The following is an 18,974-nucleotide window of genomic DNA, read 5'->3' as shown; positions in this document are numbered from 1 at the left end:
GCCGCTCGCCGCTCCCCCGGCGCGGTCACCCCTGGGGGAGTTGCAGGGTGAGCCCCGACTGGAGGGCGCCCGGCGTGGCCCATGCCTGGCGGTCGCCCGCGTAGGGCGTGCCGAAGGCGGTCGTGGTCAGCAGGTTCTGCTGCTGGGTGCCCTCCGGCGCGGTGACCGGGATCGGGGTGCCGGACGGGGCGGTGACGGTGACGGTGGTGCCGATGCGGTAGGCGGTGACCCGGCCGGAGTCCAGGGCGGCCTGCCAGGTGGCCCGGTCGTGCAGTTCGGTGCCGATCGCGCTCTCGCGGAGGTTCACGACCGGGGTGTTGTCGGCGAACAGGGCCTGGTAGTCGGCGAGGACGCGGTCCAGGACCGGGTAGAGGATGCGGTCCTCGGCGAGGTTGGACTGGTGGGCGTAGTGCGGGCGCGGGTCGTTGGCCAGCACATGGCCGAGGTCGGTGTGCGCCTCGGCGGGCACGATGCGGTCGGTGTAGCCGGTGGCGGTGTCCAGCGGCGCGGGCAGGCAGGTGGAGGTCGGGTTGTTCTCGCACAGGCCGCTGCCGCCGTCCGCCTTGGACGTGTAGATCCAGTTGTACTCGTCGGCCATCTCGGCCCGGGTGCCGACGTTGTAGTACACGTTCATCGGGTAGCGCGGCACGGTGAGGGTGGTGCCGCCGGTCACGGTGCGCTGCTCGGGCTCGCGGGAGTCGTCCGAGCCGGTCCACTGCACGCCGTTGTCGGCGAGGGCGGGCGCGAGGTTGGGGTTGTCCTGCGGCTGCTGCGGCAGGGTCCGCAGGCCCGAGTGCTCGCCGGTGACCAGTTCGGTGCGGTCGACGGACAGGCCGTGCCGCACCGCCCAGCCGCGGTTGTCGGAGATCTGTGCGGAGATGGCGGAGCGGCTCACCCACTGGGTTGAGCCGTCGGTGTTCTTCGCGCAGCTCCAGGGCACGGTCGAGGTGTCCTGCACACAGCCGAGGAACAGATGGGTGTAGGTGTGGTTGATCCAGCGGTACCTGGCCCGGTCCGCGAGGAGCTGGTCGGTCAGCGGGTCCGTGCCGCCGTGCTCGCTCTTCCACTCCTCGCCGGCGCCCGCGTTGAACGCCAGGTCCAGGGTGAAGCCGTGCGCCTGCTCCCAGGAGGCGGCGTACCGGGCGTCGTCGGCCGTCATCCGGATCGGTGCGGTGGTGTCCGTGCTGCCGTCGCCGCAGTCGAAGTCGCCGGGGGTGCAGTTGCGCCCGGTGTCCCAGCGGGCGTCCGGGGCGAAGACGTCGTCCACGTGGACGGCGAAGTAGTTGCGGGCCTGCCCGAGGTGCACCCCTTGGGTCAGCCACTCGACCATGCCGCGGACCAGCACCCGGAACTGCTGCTGGTACTGGTTGTAGACGAAGGTCACGACCAGCTCGCGGCGGCCGTCGTGGGCGTACTCGCCGAGCAGGCTGCCGGTGCCGGTGCCGCCGGGCACCGGGATGTCGACATAGCTGGTGAAGCCGGTGCGGGGCCGCGCGACGAAGCCGTAGCTCTCGTCCACGGTGGGCGAGTTGTCCTCGAAGGAGAAGGAGCCCCGCAGATAGCCGAAGGGGCTCAGCCGGCCGGCCGCGGTGACGGTGGCGGTACGGCCGTCCAGCGGCCCGGCGTAGCCGCCGGCGTCCGTGTAGTCGAGGCCGACCTCGGGGTGGGCCCAGGTGGAGGCGTCCAGCTGCGGGATGCCGTACGTCCTCTCGTACGCCTCCAGGGCCGTCTGCTCGGCCGAGCCCGCGCCGAAGGGTGCCTCGTTCGGCAGGACGACGCCCTGGAACTTCGCGCGCGGCCGGCCGTCGACGGTGTCGCTGAGGAAGGTGCCGGTGAGGGCCGGCCGCGCGGAGTCGTTCAGATCGACCCGGGTGTACGGCACGCCCTCGCTCCGCAGCTGTGCGGTGATGGCGCCGACCGGGCCGGCGCCGTCGTCGACCACCAGCACCCTGAGGTCGACGCGCGGCTCGGGCGCGGCCGCCGCGCCCGGCACGGCGGTGCCGAGCGCGAGCATTCCCGCGGCCGTCGCGGTGACGGTCGCCGCCTGCCAGCGGCGCGCACGCTGAGTCATGACTGGTTCTCCCCCCGGAGGATCCCCGTCCGTGGGCCGTGACGGTACGGCGCGGGATCGGTGGAATTCAGGTGAAACCGCGGGTCACGGACCCGTCGGAACCCGATGAGTGTGGCTCACGCCACGGGGGCGGAGGGGGCGGAAGCGGCCATGACGCCACGTCCGGGTGAACGTCCGCAGGCATGATCGAACGCCCCCACGCGCGTAGTCTCGTCCCAAGTGTTCGCCGACAGGGTGAAGGCCCCGGTGCCGACAGTCCCCAGGCCTGGGCCTAGGGTCGGCTCTCGGGCCCGGTCGACCCACCCCGTTTCGGCCACAGCAACTTCACATCGGAAGCGAGAATTCACCACCGTGACTGCTCTGACTCTCAGCACCGCAGCGGCGCCCGGCCTGCGGGCCGACGCGATCGTGATCGGTGTCGCCAAGGGCGCCCAGGGCCCCGTCGTCGCCCCCGGCGCCGAGGCAGTGGACAAGGCGTACGACGGCAAGCTGGCCGGCGTCCTGGAGACCCTGGGTGCCTCGGGTGCCGAGGGCGAGCTGACGAAGCTGCCCGCCCCGGCCGGTTTCAAGGCACCGCTCGTGGTGGCGGTGGGCCTGGGCGCCGAGCCCGGCACCGAGGCCGAGGACGGCGAGGACGGCGCGGCCGGCTACGACCCCGAGGCGCTGCGCAAGGCCGCCGGCGTGGCCGCCCGGGCGCTCACCGGCACCAGGAAGGCCGCCTTCGCGCTGCCCGTGGACGGCCCCGACGCCATCGAGGCGATCGGCGAGGGCGTGCTGCTCGGCGCGTACTCCTTCGACCTCTACAAGGAGAACGGCAAGGACGCCAAGGCCGGCAGGAACGGCAAGAACGGCAAGGCGCCGCTGGCCGAGGCCGCGCTGCTCGGCGGCAAGCCGCGGGACGCCGCCCACAAGGGCGCCGTCGCCCGCGCCGTCGCGGTCTGCGAGGAGCTGAACCGCGCCCGCGACCTGATCAACATGCCGCCGAACGAGCTGAACCCCGCGATCTTCGCCGGGCTCGCCCAGACCGCGGCCAAGGAGCACGGCATCAAGGTGCAGGTGCTCGACGAGAAGGCGCTGGCCAAGGGCGGCTACGGCGGCATCCTCGGCGTGGGCGGCGGCTCGGCGGCGGCTCCGCGCCTGGTGAAGCTGACGTACGCGCCCGCCGGGGCGGAGAAGCACCTGGCCTTCGTCGGCAAGGGCATCACCTACGACTCGGGCGGCATCTCGCTGAAGCCGGCCGGGCACAACGAGACGATGAAGTGCGACATGAGCGGTGCCGCCGCCGTGTTCGCCGCGGTCGTCGCCGCCGCGCGGCTCGGCCTGGAGGTCAAGGTCACCGGCTGGCTGGCGCTGGCCGAGAACATGCCGTCCGGTGCCGCCCTGCGCCCGGGTGACGTGCTGCGCATGTACAGCGGCAAGACGGTCGAGGTCCTCAACACCGACGCCGAGGGGCGTCTGGTGCTGGCCGACGCGCTGTGGGCCGCCTCGCAGGAGAGCCCGGACGCGATCGTGGACGTCGCGACGCTGACCGGCGCGATGATGCTGGCGCTGGGCAGCCGGACGTTCGGTGTCATGGCCAACGACGAGGCGTTCCGCACCACGGTGCACGAGGTCGCCGAGGAGGTCGGCGAGCCGGCCTGGCCGATGCCGCTGCCGGAGCACCTGCGCAAGGGCATGGAGTCCCAGGTGGCCGACATGTCGAACATGGGCGAGCGGATGGGCGGCGGCCTGGTCGCCGGTCTCTTCCTGCGCGAGTTCGTGGGCGAGGGCATCCCGTGGGCGCACCTCGACATCGCCGGTCCGGCGTTCAACGAGGGCGGCCCGTTCGGGTACACCCCGAAGGGCGGTACCGGCACGGCGGTGCGCACGCTGGTCCGGCTGGCGGAACTGACCGCCGCGGGCGAGCTCGGCTGAGCCGCCGTACGCCGCGAGCCGTACGATCCATACCGTTCGCCCGGTTCGTACGGTTCGTACGGCCTCCGCAGGGGCGCCGGGGACTCTCGCACAGCCCCCCGCGCCCCCGCGGAGCCGCTCTAGTGGCCCGTCTCACACACCGGCCCGGCGTCTCGGTCCCCTCCGACAAGTGCAAAGATGGAGCCCGGCAGGACAGGGCCCCCACCGAAGGGCCGAAGCATCAAGCGGCCGGACACCAGCCGCCTGCCGGTCATCGGAGACCGGCGCACGGCGCACATGCATGGAGGACGTGACGTGGCGAACGACGCCAGCACCGTTTTCGACCTAGTGATCCTCGGCGGTGGTAGCGGTGGTTACGCCGCGGCCCTGCGCGGGGCCCAGCTGGGCCTGGACGTCGCCCTGATCGAGAAGGGCAAGGTCGGCGGTACCTGCCTGCACAACGGTTGCATCCCCACGAAGGCCCTGCTGCACGCGGGCGAGATCGCCGACCAGGCCCGCGAGAGCGAGCAGTTCGGCGTACGGGCCACCTTCGAGGGCATCGACATGGCGGCCGTCCACAAGTACAAGGACGATGTGATCGCCGGCCTGTACAAGGGCCTCCAGGGTCTCATCGCCTCCCGCAAGGTGACGTACATCGAAGGTGAGGGCCGCCTGTCCTCCCCCACCTCCGTGGACGTGAACGGCCAGCGCATCCAGGGCCGCCACATCCTGCTGGCGACCGGCTCCGTGCCGAAGTCGCTGCCGGGCCTGGAGATCGACGGCAACCGCATCATCTCCTCCGACCACGCCCTCGTCCTGGACCGCGTGCCGAAGTCCGCGATCATCCTGGGCGGCGGTGTCATCGGTGTCGAGTTCGCCTCGGCGTGGAAGTCCTTCGGTGCCGACGTCACCGTGATCGAGGGCCTGAAGCACCTCGTCCCGGTCGAGGACGAGAACTCCTCGAAGCTTCTCGAGCGCGCCTTCCGCAAGCGCGGCATCAAGTTCAACCTGGGCACCTTCTTCCAGAAGGCCGAGTACACCCAGGACGGTGTCAAGGTCACCCTGGCGGACGGCAAGGAGTTCGAGGCGGAGCTGCTGCTCGTCGCCGTCGGCCGCGGCCCGGTCTCCGCCGGTATCGGCTACGAGGAGCAGGGCGTCGCGATGGACCGCGGCTACGTCCTCGTCGACGAGTACATGCGCACCAACGTGCCGACCATCTCCGCCGTCGGTGACCTCGTGCCCACGCTCCAGCTCGCGCACGTCGGCTTCGCCGAGGGCATCCTGGTGGCGGAGCGGCTGGCCGGCCTGAAGGTCGTCCCGATCGACTACGACGGTGTCCCGCGGGTCACGTACTGCCAGCCGGAGGTCGCCTCGGTCGGTCTCACCGAGGCCAAGGCCAAGGAGGTCTACGGCGCGGACAAGGTCGTCTCGATCAAGTTCCCGCTCGGCGGCAACGGCAAGAGCCGGATCCTGAAGACGGCCGGCGAGATCAAGCTGGTCCAGGTCAAGGACGGTGCCGTGGTCGGCGTCCACATGGTCGGCGACCGCATGGGCGAGCAGGTCGGCGAGGCGCAGCTGATCTACAACTGGGAGGCGCTGCCGGCCGAGGTGGCCCAGCTCATCCACGCCCACCCGACGCAGAACGAGGCGCTCGGCGAGGCTCACCTGGCGCTGGCCGGCAAGCCGCTGCACATGCACGACTGACGCCTTCCGACATCGGGCGCGACGACACAGACTTCCGCAATTCGTTAGGAGCAACCGAAACCATGGCGGTTTCCGTAACCCTTCCGGCGCTCGGCGAGAGCGTCACCGAGGGCACTGTCACCCGCTGGCTGAAGGCCGAGGGCGAGCGCGTCGAGGCCGACGAGCCGCTGCTCGAGGTCTCGACCGACAAGGTCGACACCGAGATCCCGGCCCCGGCCGCCGGCATCCTGGCCTCCATCAAGGTCGCCGAGGACGAGACGGTCGAGGTGGGCGCCGAGCTGGCGATCATCGACGACGGCACCGGTGCCCCCGCCGCCGCCCCGGCCCCCGCCGCCGAGGCCGCTCCGGCTCCGGCCGAGGCTCCGGCCGCCCCGGTGGCCGAGGCCCCCGCCGCCGCTCCGGCCCCCGAGGCCCCGGCCGCTCCGGCCGCCCCGGCCGGTGGCGCCCAGGGCACGGACGTGGTCCTGCCCGCGCTCGGTGAGTCCGTCACCGAGGGCACCGTCACCCGCTGGCTGAAGCAGGTCGGCGACTCCGTCGAGGCCGACGAGCCGCTGCTCGAGGTCTCCACGGACAAGGTCGACACCGAGATCCCGGCGCCCGCCTCCGGCGTGCTGCTGGAGATCGTGGTCGGCGAGGACGAGACCGCCGAGGTCGGCGCCAAGCTCGCCGTCATCGGTGCCGCGGGTGCCGCCCCGGCCGCCGCTCCGGCCCCGGCCGCCCCGGCTCCGGCCGCCGCTCCGGCCCCGGCCGCCCCGGCTCCCGCGCCCGCCGCCCCGGCTCCGGCTCCGGCCGCCGCCGCTCCGGCGCCGGTCCAGCCCGCCGCCCCGGCCCCGGCTCCGGCGCCCGCGCCGGCTCCGGTCACCCCGGCGCCCGCCGCCCCCGCTCCGGCCGCCCAGGCGACCGACGAGGGCGCGTACGTGACCCCGCTGGTGCGCAAGCTTGCCGCCGAGAACGGCGTCGACCTGGGCGCCGTCAAGGGCACCGGCGTCGGCGGCCGTATCCGCAAGCAGGACGTCCTCGCCGCCGCCGAGGCCGCGAAGGCCGCCGCCGCTGCTCCGGCTCCCGCCGCTGCCGCCCCGGCCGCCGCCAAGAAGGCCCCCACCCTGGAGGCCTCCCCGCTCCGTGGCCAGACCGTCAAGATGCCGCGCATCCGCAAGGTCATCGGCGACAACATGGTCAAGGCGCTGCACGAGCAGGCGCAGCTGTCCTCGGTCGTCGAGGTCGACGTCACGCGCCTGATGAAGCTGCGCGCCAAGGCGAAGGACTCCTTCGCGGCCCGTGAGGGCGTCAAGCTCTCCCCGATGCCGTTCTTCGTCAAGGCCGCCGCGCAGGCGCTGAAGGCCCACCCGGTCATCAACGCCAAGATCAACGAGGCCGAGGGCACGATCACCTACTTCGACACCGAGCACGTCGGTATCGCGGTGGACTCCGAGAAGGGCCTGATGACCCCGGTCATCAAGCACGCCGGCGACCTCAACATCGCGGGCATCGCCAAGGCCACGGCGGAGCTGGCCGGCAAGGTCCGCGCCAACAAGATCACCCCGGACGAGCTGTCCGGCGCGACCTTCACCATCTCCAACACCGGTTCGCGCGGCGCGCTGTTCGACACGATCATCGTGCCGCCGGGCCAGGTCGCGATCCTCGGCATCGGTGCCACGGTCAAGCGCCCGGCGGTCATCGAGACCGAGGAGGGCACGGTCATCGGTGTCCGCGACATGACCTACCTGACCCTCTCCTACGACCACCGTCTGGTCGACGGCGCCGACGCGGCCCGCTACCTGACGGCGGTCAAGGCCATCCTGGAGGCGGGCGAGTTCGAGGTCGAGCTCGGTCTGTAGTCCCCGGGCCCTGTGCCTGTACGACGCCCCGTCCGGAGCTTCTCCGGGCGGGGCGTTTCGTGTTTGCCGGCACACGGTGCGTGTAAGGCTCGTCTCACCTGCGCGAAAGCGGCCCCACCCCTCCTACCCGCGGAGCGAACGCGCCGTATTGTCTAATCGTCAGCCCTCCCGAAGGAGCCCTCATGACCGCGCCCGTCGTCCACTCGCTGCGCGAACAGATCCGCGAGCACATCGTGGAAGGGATCGTCAGCGGGCGCTGGCAGCCGGGTGAGCGGATCGTGGAGCGCCGGATCGCCACCGAGCTGGAGGTCAGCCAGACCCCGGTGCGCGAGGCCCTGCGCGAGCTGGAGTCGCTGCGCCTGATCGAGTCCGCGCCGAACAAGGGCGTCCGCGTCCGGAACCTGACGGCGGCCGACCTGGAGGAGAGCTACCCGGTCCGGGCCGGCCTGGAGGCCATCGCCGCGGAGCTGGCGGCCGACCGCCTCGCCGAGGACTGCTCGGCCCTGGAGCCGCATGTCGCGGCCCTGTACGAGGCCGACCGCAACGCCGACGGCACGGCCCAGGTCCGGCACACCGTCGGCTTCCACCGCGAGCTGGTCCGCGCGGCGGACAACTCGGTGCTGCTGCACACGTGGGAGGGGCTCGGCATCGAGGTGTTCACGGCGCTGTCCATCCGCTGGCTGGGCACGGTGCAGCAGTCGTATGCGGAGGAGCACGAGGAACTGGTGCAGGCCTTCCGCAGGCGCGACCCGCGGATCGCCGAACTGGTGAAGGCGCACGTCCTCGGCTGCGCCCCGCGAGCCTGAGCACACCGTCGCTCACCTGCGAAAACAAGGCATTTTCGCGTCACCCGGTGCCAGTACCGAAGGCACCGGGTGCCGACTTTCTCCAAATCGAGAGGTTTTCCGGCTCAACCCTTTGATCGATCATCGATCAGGGAGTTACAGTCGCCGACGGACTTCCACCGAAGTCCGCTGCCCTGTCCTGCCAAAGACCTAGGGCACCCCCGAACCCTTGCCTGTGAGGGAACCCCCTTCGACTGAGGAAGGCGGCGACATGACCGACCCCAACGCCATCCAGCCGAGCGCGCTCGACCAGCTCCCGGACCGCGACCCGGAGGAGACCGCCGAATGGCAGGCCTCCCTCGACGCCGTCGCCAGGGAGGCCGGGCCGCACCGCGCCGCGTACCTGATGCGCCGCACGCTGGAGCGCGCCGAGGCGGGCGGCATCGCGCTGCCGAAGCTGCTGGAGACGGACTACGTCAACACCATCCCCACCTCCGCGGAGCCGGCCCAGCCCGGTGACCCGGAGATGGAGGCCCGGATCACCGCCTGGAACCGCTGGAACGCGGCCGCGATGGTGACCCGGGGCAGCAAGTACGGCGTCGGCGGCCACATCGCCACCTTCGCCTCGGCCGCCTGGCTGTACGAGACCGGCTTCAACCACTTCTTCAAGGGCAAGGAGGGCGACGGCTCCGGCGACCAGCTGTACATCCAGGGCCACGCCTCCCCCGGCATCTACGCCCGCGCCTTCCTGGACGGCCGGCTGACCGAGGCCCACCTGGACAACTTCCGCCAGGAGGCCGGCGGCAACGGCCTGCCGTCCTACCCGCACCCGCGCCGGCTGCCCTGGCTGTGGGAGTTCCCGACGGTGTCGATGGGCCTCGGCCCGCTCTCCGCCATCTACCAGGCGCGCTTCAACCGCTACCTCACCAACCGCGGCATCAAGGACGTCTCGTCCTCGCACGTGTGGGCGTTCCTCGGCGACGGCGAGATGGACGAGCCGGAGTCGACGGCGGCCCTCGCGCTCGCCGCCCGTGAGGAGCTGGACAACCTCACCTTCGTCATCAACTGCAACCTCCAGCGCCTGGACGGCCCGGTCCGCGCCAACTTCAAGATCGTGCAGGAGCTGGAGGCCCAGTTCCGCGGCGCCGGCTGGAACGTCGTCAAGACGCTGTGGGGCTCCGCCTGGGACGAGCTGTTCGCGCTGGACACCACGGGCGCGCTGGTACGCCGGCTGCGCCAGGTACCGGACGCGCAGATCCAGACGTACCAGACCCGTGACGCGGCCTACATCCGTCAGGACTTCTTCGGTGCCGACCCGGCGCTGGTGGAGATGGCGAAGCTGCTGAGCGACGACAAGATCCTCGAGTGCTTCCACCTCTCGCGCGGTGGTCACGAGGCCCGCAAGGTGTACGCCGCGTACAAGGCCGCCGTCGAGCACAAGGGCGCGCCGACCGTGATCCTGGCCCAGACGGTCAAGGGCCACACCCTGGGCGAGGGCTTCGCGTCGAAGAACGCCAACCACCAGATGAAGAAGCTGACGGTGGACGAGTTCAAGGCGATGCGCGACCTGCTCGAGCTGCCGATCAAGGACAGCGACTTCGTGGACGGCGTGGTGCCCTACGGCCACCCGGGTGCCGACTCCCCCGAGGTCCGCTACCTCCAGGAGCGCCGCGCGGCCCTGGGCGGTCCCGCCCCGGCCCGCCGTACGCACGCGCTGGCCCCGCTGCCGGCCCCGGCGGAGAAGGCCTTCGCCTCCTTCGACAAGGGCTCCGGCTCGCAGAACGTGGCCACCACCATGGCCTTCGTCCGCCTGATCAAGGACCTGGTCCGCGACAAGGAGACGGGCAGGCGCTGGGTGCCGATCGTCCCCGACGAGGCGCGCACCTTCGGCATGGAGTCGCTCTTCCCGTCCCTCGGCATCTACTCGCCGAAGGGCCAGACGTACGAGCCGGTCGACCGGGACCAGCTGATGTACTACAAGGAGGCGACGAACGGCCAGATCCTCAACGAGGGGATCACCGAGGCAGGTTCGATGGCCGACTTCATCGCCGCTTCGACGTCGTACGCGACGCACGGCGAGGCGATGATCCCGTTCTACATCTTCTACTCGATGTTCGGCTGGCAGCGCACCGCCGACCAGATGTGGCAGCTCGGCGACCAGCTCGGCCGCGGCTTCCTCATCGGTGCCACGGCGGGCCGTACCACCCTGACCGGTGAGGGCCTCCAGCACGCCGACGGCCACTCCCCGGTCATCGCCGCCACCAACCCGGCCGCGCTCTCCTACGACCCCGCGTTCGCCTACGAGATCGCGGTGATCGTTCGTGAGGGTCTGCGCCGGATGTACGGCGAGGCCAAGCCGGGCGAGGACCAGAACGTCTTCTACTACCTGACGGTCTACAACGAGCCGCTGCCGCAGCCCGCGAAGCCGCAGGGCCTCGGCATCGACGAGGGCATCGTCAAGGGTCTGTACCGCTTCAACACGGCGGAGTCGGCGGGCGTGACCGTGCCGGCCAACGCGCCGCGCATCCAGCTGCTGGGTTCCGGTACGGCGATCCACTGGGCCCTCAAGGCGCAGCAGCTGCTGGCCGAGGAGTGGGGCGTGGCCGCCGACGTGTGGTCCGCGACCTCCTGGGGCGAGCTGCGCCGGGACGCGCTGGAGGCGGACGCGGCGCTGCTGCGCGGCGAGGAGCGCGTCCCGTACATCCGGCAGGCCCTCCAGGGCGCCGAGGGTCCGGTGCTGGCCGTGTCCGACTACATGCGCCAGGTGCCCGACCAGATCGCGCAGTGGGTGGAGCAGGACTACTCCTCGCTCGGTGCGGACGGCTTCGGCCTCTCCGACACCCGTGAGGCCGCCCGCCGCCACTTCGGCGTCGACGCGGAGTCGATCGTCGCCGCGGCCCTGGCCCAGCTCGCCCGGCGCGGCGAGGTCAAGGCGACGGCCGTGAAGGAAGCGCGCGAGAAGTACGGTCTGTAGGCCCCGGCACACACCGGGTACCGCCGCGGCGGGCAGCAGGGCACACGTCCTGCTGCCCGCCGCTGTGCTTTTTCCGCGTGCGGCTGGGCGGCCGAGGCTGGATGCTGGTGCCGTGATGGACGAGACGGAGTTCTGGGAGCTGGTCGACAGCAGCCGTGCGGCCGCCGAGGGCGACCCCGAGGAGCAGGCCGACCTGCTCGTGGAGCGGCTGCTCCAGCGGGATCCCGATCAGGTCCTGGACTTCGCCCGGCACTTCGAGGCCCGGTACAACCGCGCCTACCGCTGGGATCTGTGGGGCGCCGCCTGGGTGCTGCTGGACGGGTGCAGCGACGACGCGTTCGACTTCTTCCGGTGCTGGCTCATCGGCCAGGGGCGAGAAGTGTTCGAGGGAGCGCTGCACGCACCGGACGAGCTGGCCGAGCTGCTGGAGGACTTCGACGAGGAGGTCGACGGGGACGGCGAGGAGCTGGGGTACGCGGCGGACGAGGCGTACGAGCAGCTCACCGGCACCGTGGCCCCGGAGCTGGGGATCGCCCCGGCACCGGCGGAGCCCGAGGGCACCCCGATCGACTTCGAGAACGAGGCGGTCCTCGCGGACCTTTATCCCAAACTTTGGGGTCGTTTCAAGGGCTGATTCCCTCGCGGAATTCGACCGAAAACGTTCCATCGGGGCCCGTCGAGTGCCCTCCAGCCCCCCTGAGCTGGGGCTTCAACCGTTTCCTCGGTATCTCTCGCCCCACTGGACACACCATCAGAAAGTATGCGCAGCGGGTGTGTTCCGGGTTCGGCGTGCGCCGGAGGTAGGCTGAGCGCAATCCGCAGGGCAGCCAGGTAGCAGGCGGCCCGGAAGCAGGTTGCCACCTGGCAGTCTGCCACCGGCCCGACTGCCAGGTGGCGGCTCGAAGTCACCCTCGACAAAGAATCGGGACCGCGAGGAGATGACATCGAAAGATCCGGCTCTGGAAAAGCGCAGGGTGCGTCTGGCGCTGCGCAGCTTCCGCAATGACGCGCACATCAGCCAGCCCGAGGTGGCCGAACGCCTCGCGTGGTCGCCCTCCAAGGTCATCCGGATCGAGGGCGGCTCGGTGGGGGTCTCCGTGACGGACCTGCGCGCGCTCCTCGATCTGTACGGCGTCACGGACGACACGATCCGCCGCGACCTGGAGCAGGCCACCCGGGAGAGCCGGCGGCCGCCGTGGTGGCACGCGTTCCGGGATGTGGTGAGCCCGCCGTTCAAGGCGTACCTCGGCCTGGAGAGCGCGGCGGACGAACTCTCCGCCTACGACCCGACCCTCGTCCCCGGCCTGCTCCAGACCGAGGGCTACACGCGCGCCCTGCTGGCCCACAGCGAGCTGCCGCCCCAGCGGATCGACGCGATCGTCCGGCTGCGGGCCGAGCGGCAGCGGCGGCTGCTGCGCGAGGCGATGGGGCCACGGCTGCGGTTCCTGGTGGACGAGGCGGCGCTGCGCCGCTGGGTCGGCGGTGCGGACACGATGCGCGAGCAGCTGGCCCGGCTGACGGCGGACGCCGCCGCGGCCCATGTGGACCTGGGCGTGGTGCCCTTCACCCGGGGGGCGCACCCGGTGCTGCGCCAGGGGTCGATCGCGCTGGTCTTCCGCAACGACGACGACGTCCTGTTCGTGGAGGGCCCGAACGGCGCGCTGACGACGCGGGACGACCAGCAGGCGGTCGCGGAGTACCTGGCGAGGTTCGAGGAATCCCGCGAGCAGGCTCTGTGCGGCGCCGAGGCGATCGCGTTCATCGACGAGGTGCTGGCCCAGTACCCGTCCTAGCAGGTTCCCACCGGACTGGAGACAGTCGGGCAGAGATCGGAGAGGGCCCGTGGCGGGTGTGCTCACCTGGATACGGCGGTGGTGGACAGGCGACGGCGCCTCCCGCCCCGGCACCGCTGTGCCGGAACCCGCTTCGCCGGAGGGCCAGGGCGGCTCCGCCGACCCGTCGGACCCTCCGGCCCCGGCTGCGGAGCCGGCCCCGGCGCCGGCCTCCTTCGAGCTGGCCTCGCCCCGGGACGTGCTCCCGGACCGGCCGCCGACCCTGAACGACCTGGCGCTGTTCCTGCTGCACTCGATCCTCGGCTCGACCCGCGCCCTGTTCAGGTTTCTCGCGGTGCTCGTGGTCATCGGCGCGGTGCTGGCATGGCGGGACGTGCCCGCCGACATCCACGCGCTGAGCCATCTGCTCGCCCCGGTCTCCGGTCCGGCCCTGCACGCCGTCCGGGCGAGCTGGCTATGGCTCGGCGGCGTCGGCGCGCTCACCGTCGGCTACCGCCGAATACGCGCCCGGCGCGCGGGCCGTGCCCAGGAGCCGTCCGGCGGCACCGCGCCTAGTCCGGCGCCCGGAACCGCCGTACCTCCGCAGCCCGACCCGCCAGCTGCGGAAAGCGACGTACGGCAGCCGTAGCCCCCCGGTCCAGCAGGACTCCGGTGGCGGCCGCCGTGACCGTGCCCACCACCCCCCACACCCAGGGCCGCAGTTCCGGTGTCACCGGCAGGGAGAGGAGGACGCCCGCCAGTGTCCCGGTGCTGCCCGCGAGCACGAAGCCGAGGACGAGCAGGACGATCAGCGGTAACAGGGGTCTGCCGCGCTGCCGTTCGGCGTCACCGACGGCAAGCCGCGTCTCAGCGGATTCCCCCATCTCGCCCCCAGACAGCTGAATTGGACTCTGGCGGTGATGCGGATGCCCTCTCACTGCTGGGCCCAATCGAATCACAGCCACCCCCCGTCCCTCGTGTCCACCCCGTCCCCTGGCCGGAAGTCACCCCTCATACGGGTTCCATTCCGGTCCATTGGGGCTCTTCAGTGGTTGTACCGCATAACGCGGCCAGAAATGCCTGCCAGGCCGGCCCCCCGAAGGCGACGACATGGGTACGCGGACGATGGGATTCACGCACTCGGACTCCCCCGTCCGTCACCGCGACCTCCACGCATTCATACGGGTCGCACGCACTGCTTCGGTGCCAGTCGAGCCCGAGCAGACCACCCTCGCTCACCCCTGACTACCTCTCACCCCGCGGTCGGAAGACCGATCGGGCGAGGCCCCGCGCTGGACACCCCCGTGCCGGAAACCCCCCGTGTTTCCCACGTGCGACGGTCCGCACGCACCGTATCGCACGCGCGTGGACGCCCGCAGGAGGACGGCGGGAGTGGCCGGTGCGCGGCACGACCCGACCGCCGGTCACACACTCCTGCCCCACTTTTACCCTGAAAGGGTAGGCTCTCCGAACCCGCTGCGCCAAGTTGCAATCAGGCCCTATTTCCTTGTGCCGTAAGGGACTTCACGGTCGCGTGCCCCCAAGTGGGCAGCCTGGGCCGGGTGTTGACCCGCCGGTCGGCTGCTGTGCGGCACGACGGTGGGGTGCGCAGTGGGCAGCGGGCTGCGCGCGGCCTGTGGCGGGCCGGTGGACGGCGTGGTGGCGGGCGGCACGGGTGCGGGCGGGCGGCCCTGGAGCCGGGCGGCGCGCTCCCTGATCTCGGGCAGGCGGGCGGTCAGGGCGGCGCCGGGACAGCTGGTCATATAGCCGGCGTCGTGACCGGCCAGGGCGGGCAGGGTGGCGACGGTGCCGGCCGGATAGCGGCTGCCGCCGTTGCTGGAGACGAGCCGGACGTGCTCGCGCGGGTCGACCCCGGCCGGGCCCAGCTTCCAGGCGGCGAGGGCGGCGATCGCCTCGGTCATGGCCCGGGGCACGGGGACCCCGGCGGTGAAGGTGCCGAGGGCGGCGATGCCGGCGGTGCGGTGGTTGAAGCCCTGGGTGTGGGCGCCGGTGACGGGCCGGTCGACGCCGCCGGCGCGCCCTTCGTAGATGGTGCCGCAGCGGTCGACGAGGAAGTTGTAGCCGATGTCGTCCCAGCGCCGGGCGCCGGTCTGGCCGGCGTAGAGATGCCGGATGATGCGGGGCGCGTCGGCGCAGCGGTAGCCGTTCGGCGAGTCGGTGTGGTGCACGAAGACGGCGATCACCTGGTCGTCGTAGCGCGGCGGCGGCTGTCGGTGCGCCGCGGTGGGGCCGGTCAGCCAGACGGAGCGGGGCACGATGGCCGGCCGGGCGACCCGCCGCAGGTTCTGCGGCCGGCCCGCGGCGGGCGGGTCCAGGCGGACGGCGACGGGGCGGTCGGCGCCGCGCGCGCACAGCACCAGTGCCAGCACGGCGAGCACTCCGGGCAGACAGCCCAGCAGCACCAGGACGGCACCGGGTATCCGGCCGGCTCGCGGCGATCTTCTCGGGACACGCATGGTCCCACTCTCGGGCCGGAGCGCCGCGCCCGCGATGTGCGCTGTGCCACCTGGTGGAACCATCGTCCCTGTACAGGACGTTTTGGTGATACAGGCACAGGGACAGAGAAAGGCGGCTCCGTGGACCTGCTCGACCTGCTGCTCGTGCTGGTGGTCCTGCTCTACGCGGCCTCCGGTTACCGGCGCGGACTGGTGGCCGGCTGTGTCTCGCTGGCCGGGTTCGTCGGCGGCGCGGCCGTCGGCGTGTGGCTGCTGCCCTGGGTGACCGGCCTGGTGGCGCGGGGGACGCCGCAGGCGACGGTGGTCGCGGTGCTGACGGTGCTGGGGCCGGCGGTGCTGGGGCACGAGCTGGCGGGCCGGCTGGCGCTGCGGCTGCGCGGGGAGCTGGACCGGGGACCGGGGGCGCTGCGGGTGGCGGACGGCGTCGGGGGCGCGGCGGCCAACTCGGCGGCGGTGCTGATCGTGGCCTGGGTGGCGGCGAGCGTGCTGGCCGCGGCCCCCTCGCAGACCCTGACGACGCAGATCCGGAACTCGACGCTGCTCGGCGCGGTGCAGCGGACGATGCCGGACACCACCCCCGCGTGGTTCTCCCGGGCCACCTCCGCGCTGACGGAGGCGGGCTTCCCGCAGGTCTTCAACCCGTTCGAGAACGAGTCGACGGCCCAGGTGCCCCGGCCCACCGGGGACAGCGTCACCCCGGCCGCAGCGAACGCCGCCAAGGCGAGCACGGTGAAGATCGAGGGCGCCGCGGGCAACGAGGGCCGGGAGGGCAGCGGTTTCGTGTACGCGGCGCGGCATGTGATGACCAACGCGCACGTGGTGGCGGGCATCGACCGGCCGAGCGTGCGGATCGGCGGGGTGGGGCCCTCGTATCCGGCCCGGGTGGTGCTCTTCGACCCCAACCGGGACGTGGCGGTGCTGTACGTGCCCCGGCTGCGCGCCCCGGTGCTGCGCTTCGACGGCGGCGCGGGGCGCGGGGACTCGGCGGTGGTGGCCGGCTATCCGCAGGACGGCGGGCTGAACCTCCAGGCGGCGACGGTGGCGGGCCGGCTGCGGGCGAACGGCCAGAACATCTACAACGACCGCGTGGTCACCCGGGAGATCTACCAGGTCCGCTCGACGGTCCGGCCGGGCAACTCCGGCGGCCCGCTGCTCACCACCGGCGGCAAGGTCTTCGGGGTGGTCTTCGCGCGCTCCACCTCGGACGCCGAGACGGGGTACGCGCTGACGGCGGCCGAGGTGGCGGGCGACGCCGCCCGCGCGGCGACGGCGACGGCCCCGGTGGACACGGGCGCCCTGGTCGACTCCTAGCACTCACGCCGTACGGCTCATACGGCACGGCTCACAGGCTGCGGCCCATGAACACGTCGTCCACGTACGTCCCGTCTATGAGGAACTCCTCCGGCAGTACGCCCTCCACGGCGAACCCCTCGGACGCGTAGAGCCGTCGCGCCGGGGTGTTGTGCCCGAGCACGCGCAGGGTCAGCCGGCGTGCGCCGCGCCTGCGCGCTTCCTCGGCGGCGGCCCGCAGGAGTGCGCGGGCGAGCCCCAGCCCGCGCGCCTCCGGGGCGACGGCGAGGCCCTGGATCTGGAGGACGTGCGCGTTGACGGCGAGCGGGGTCGGCCGGCCGAGCCGGATGTAGCCGGCGACGCGCCCCTCCAGCTCGGCGACCAGATGGTCGCGCGGGTCGTGCCGCTCGTCGAAGAAGGGCTGGTACGGCGGCTTCGGCTCGGGGGAGACCGCGTGCAGGGGGGACCAGGTGATCCGGTCGAGGAGCGCCAGCTGCTCCTCGTCGGCGAGCACGGCGGGCCGGAGGGAGGGTCGGGGCATGGCGCTCACCCTACGGCGCGCCGCGCGGGGCCCCCAAGGGGTTTCCGGGCCCGGAAAAAGGCGGTCGACCGGATGCGACCTGGCGAGGCCAGCGCGGCAGCGGAGAACCGGCGTGACCACATGCGACCTCTATGCGACCGTGCCCTGTCGATGCGCGACTGCCGTTGACCGGTCGGCACCCTAACCTCGACCCGAACTCGGGTATCCCCGGAGCCTGTTGGGGGCATGACGTCTCCACCGGCCGCGCAACCACAGGAGGGGCCTCGTGCTTGAGCCCGCGTACCAGGTGGACGTCGTCATCGTCGGAGCCGGAATCGCCGGACTCTCGGCGGCTCACCGGCTGACCAGTGCAGGAGTCACCACCGCGGTCCTGGAGGCCGCCCCGTACGTCGGCGGCCGTATGTCGACCGAGAAGGTCGACGGCTTCCGGCTGGACCGCATGGGACAGCTGCTGTCCACGTCCTACCCCGAACTCCGCCTCACCCCCGGCCTCGACGCCCTCACCCTGCGCCGCTTCGCGCCGGGCGTCCTGCTGCACCGCGACGGCCGCCGGCACCGCGCGGGCGCGCCGGCGAGCACGGGGAGCGCAAGGGGCGCACTCCATGTGGTGCGCGCCTTCGCCAGCGCCCCCCGGGGCACGGCGGCCGCGCCCGGCCGGGCCGGCGCCCCGGTGAGCGCGGTCGACCAGGCGCGGCTCGGCGCCGCGCTGGGCCGGATCGCCGCGACCCCCGTCGAGCGCCTCCTGGCCCGCCCCGAGATGCCCGCCGCGCAGGCCCTGGCCACGCGCGGGGTGCCGGCGCGCACCATCGAGGGCTTTCTGCGGCCGCTGCTCGCCGCGCTGCTGTGCGACCCGGAGCTGAGCACCTCCAGCAGGTGCGCCGATCTGGCGCTGCGCGCCTTCGCGAGCGGCCGGCTGGCGGTGCCGGAGGGCGGTGCGGAGATGCTGCCGGAGCTGCTGGCCGGGGCCCTGCCGCCGGGCACGGTGCACACCGGGGTGCGGGTCACCTCGGTCTCCACGACCGCGGTGACGACCGCGGAGCACGGCGAGATCCGCTGCCGGGCGGTGCTGCTCGCGACCGACGCGCGGGCCGCGGCGGAGCTGCTGCCGGGGCTGCGGGTGCCGGAGTTCCACGCGGTCACGGTGGTCCACCACACCACCGACGACCCCGGGCCGGCGTTCTCCGTCGGCACCTCGCTGCTGCTGGACGCGGACCGGGGCGGGCCGGTGGCGCACACGGCGGTGCTGAGCACGGTGGACCCGAGCCGGGCGCCGGCCGGCCGGGTGCTGATCTCCTCGACCGTCCTCGGCCCGCCGCCCGAGGGCGTGGAGACGGCCGTACGGATGCACCTCGCCCGGCTCTACGGCACCTCCACGCGCCGCTGGGAGACGCTGGCCGTGCACCACACCCCGGAGGCGGTCCCGGCGATGCGCCCGCCGCACGATCCGCGCCGCCCGGTACGGCTGCTGGCCGGCCTGTACGTGTGCGGCGACCACCGCGACACCAGCACGGTCCAGGGCGCCCTGCACTCCGCCCACCGCGCCGCGGCAGCGATCCTGACGGACCTGGGCGCGGCGGGCTCGATGCACAGCGCGGACCCGGCCCCCGTGCTGCCGAAGGCGGCGTAGCC

Annotated in this window: 13 protein-coding genes and 1 pseudogene; 10 read left to right on the top strand and 4 right to left on the bottom strand. The window is 72.6% G+C overall.

The features are described 5' to 3' along the window. Window positions 1-25: 25 nt before the first annotated feature. Window positions 26-2,071 (bottom strand): hypothetical protein, encoded by a 2,046-nt coding sequence (locus ACZ5CZ_RS27745; RefSeq protein ID WP_468946977.1) that lies wholly within the window; start codon window positions 2,069-2,071, stop codon window positions 26-28. Between the two features lie 351 nt (window positions 2,072-2,422). Between ACZ5CZ_RS27745 and ACZ5CZ_RS27740 the strand changes: the two genes are divergently transcribed. The 8 genes from ACZ5CZ_RS27740 to ACZ5CZ_RS27705 all read left to right on the top strand — a co-directional run bounded on the left by ACZ5CZ_RS27740 (window position 2,423) and on the right by ACZ5CZ_RS27705 (window position 13,686). Beyond that, window positions 2,423-3,985, top strand: coding sequence for a leucyl aminopeptidase (locus tag ACZ5CZ_RS27740; protein ID WP_468946975.1), 1,563 nt, complete (start codon window positions 2,423-2,425; stop codon window positions 3,983-3,985). A 294-nt stretch (window positions 3,986-4,279) separates the two neighbouring features. Further along, a complete protein-coding gene (gene lpdA / locus ACZ5CZ_RS27735; RefSeq protein ID WP_385844085.1) occupies window positions 4,280-5,668 on the top strand; it encodes a dihydrolipoyl dehydrogenase in 1,389 nt (462 codons plus the stop codon). Between the two features lie 62 nt (window positions 5,669-5,730). Continuing rightward, on the top strand, window positions 5,731-7,506 hold the full coding sequence (sucB, locus tag ACZ5CZ_RS27730) for a 2-oxoglutarate dehydrogenase, E2 component, dihydrolipoamide succinyltransferase (protein ID WP_468946973.1): 1,776 nt from the start codon (window positions 5,731-5,733) through the stop codon (window positions 7,504-7,506). A 182-nt stretch (window positions 7,507-7,688) separates the two neighbouring features. Continuing rightward, window positions 7,689-8,312, top strand: coding sequence for a GntR family transcriptional regulator (locus tag ACZ5CZ_RS27725; RefSeq protein WP_385844088.1), 624 nt, complete (start codon window positions 7,689-7,691; stop codon window positions 8,310-8,312). Between the two features lie 250 nt (window positions 8,313-8,562). Continuing rightward, window positions 8,563-11,265: a pyruvate dehydrogenase (acetyl-transferring), homodimeric type gene (aceE, locus tag ACZ5CZ_RS27720; protein ID WP_468946970.1), complete on the top strand. Its 2,703-nt coding sequence runs from the start codon at window positions 8,563-8,565 to the stop codon at window positions 11,263-11,265. 115 nt (window positions 11,266-11,380) lie between these two features. Next, complete coding sequence (locus ACZ5CZ_RS27715) at window positions 11,381-11,899, top strand: DUF4240 domain-containing protein (RefSeq protein ID WP_385844110.1); 519 nt, start codon at window positions 11,381-11,383, stop codon at window positions 11,897-11,899. 304 nt (window positions 11,900-12,203) lie between these two features. Next, a complete protein-coding gene (locus ACZ5CZ_RS27710; protein WP_385844091.1) occupies window positions 12,204-13,058 on the top strand; it encodes a helix-turn-helix domain-containing protein in 855 nt (284 codons plus the stop codon). A 49-nt stretch (window positions 13,059-13,107) separates the two neighbouring features. Beyond that, on the top strand, window positions 13,108-13,686 hold the full coding sequence (locus ACZ5CZ_RS27705; RefSeq protein WP_468946966.1) for a hypothetical protein: 579 nt from the start codon (window positions 13,108-13,110) through the stop codon (window positions 13,684-13,686). 362 nt (window positions 13,687-14,048) lie between these two features. Here ACZ5CZ_RS27705 and ACZ5CZ_RS27700 read toward each other — a convergent pair whose 3' ends face one another. After that, complete coding sequence (locus ACZ5CZ_RS27700; RefSeq protein ID WP_385844094.1) at window positions 14,049-14,276, bottom strand: DUF397 domain-containing protein; 228 nt, start codon at window positions 14,274-14,276, stop codon at window positions 14,049-14,051. A 446-nt stretch (window positions 14,277-14,722) separates the two neighbouring features. Next, window positions 14,723-15,577, bottom strand: a pseudogene (locus ACZ5CZ_RS27695) (peptidoglycan recognition protein family protein); the annotation flags it as partial. A gap of 57 nt (window positions 15,578-15,634) precedes the next feature. Here ACZ5CZ_RS27695 and ACZ5CZ_RS27690 point away from each other — a divergent pair. Beyond that, window positions 15,635-16,825 carry a MarP family serine protease gene (locus tag ACZ5CZ_RS27690; RefSeq protein ID WP_468946962.1) on the top strand — a complete coding sequence of 397 codons (1,191 nt, stop codon included), beginning with the start codon at window positions 15,635-15,637 and terminating at the stop codon, window positions 16,823-16,825. Window positions 16,826-16,856: 31 nt separating this feature from the next. Here ACZ5CZ_RS27690 and ACZ5CZ_RS27685 read toward each other — a convergent pair whose 3' ends face one another. Next, the gene (locus ACZ5CZ_RS27685) at window positions 16,857-17,345 is read right to left on the bottom strand and encodes a GNAT family N-acetyltransferase (RefSeq protein WP_385844096.1); all 489 of its coding nucleotides are present in this window, start codon (window positions 17,343-17,345) and stop codon (window positions 16,857-16,859) included. Window positions 17,346-17,610: 265 nt separating this feature from the next. On the opposite strand from ACZ5CZ_RS27685, the gene ACZ5CZ_RS27680 reads away from it, so the two are divergent. Next, a complete protein-coding gene (locus ACZ5CZ_RS27680; RefSeq protein ID WP_385844097.1) occupies window positions 17,611-18,972 on the top strand; it encodes an NAD(P)/FAD-dependent oxidoreductase in 1,362 nt (453 codons plus the stop codon). The last annotated feature ends 2 nt before the right edge of the window (window positions 18,973-18,974 follow it).

It is taken from the genome of Streptomyces sp. NPDC031418 (assembly GCF_055581605.1).
This window is presented reverse-complemented; position numbering and strand designations above follow the sequence as displayed.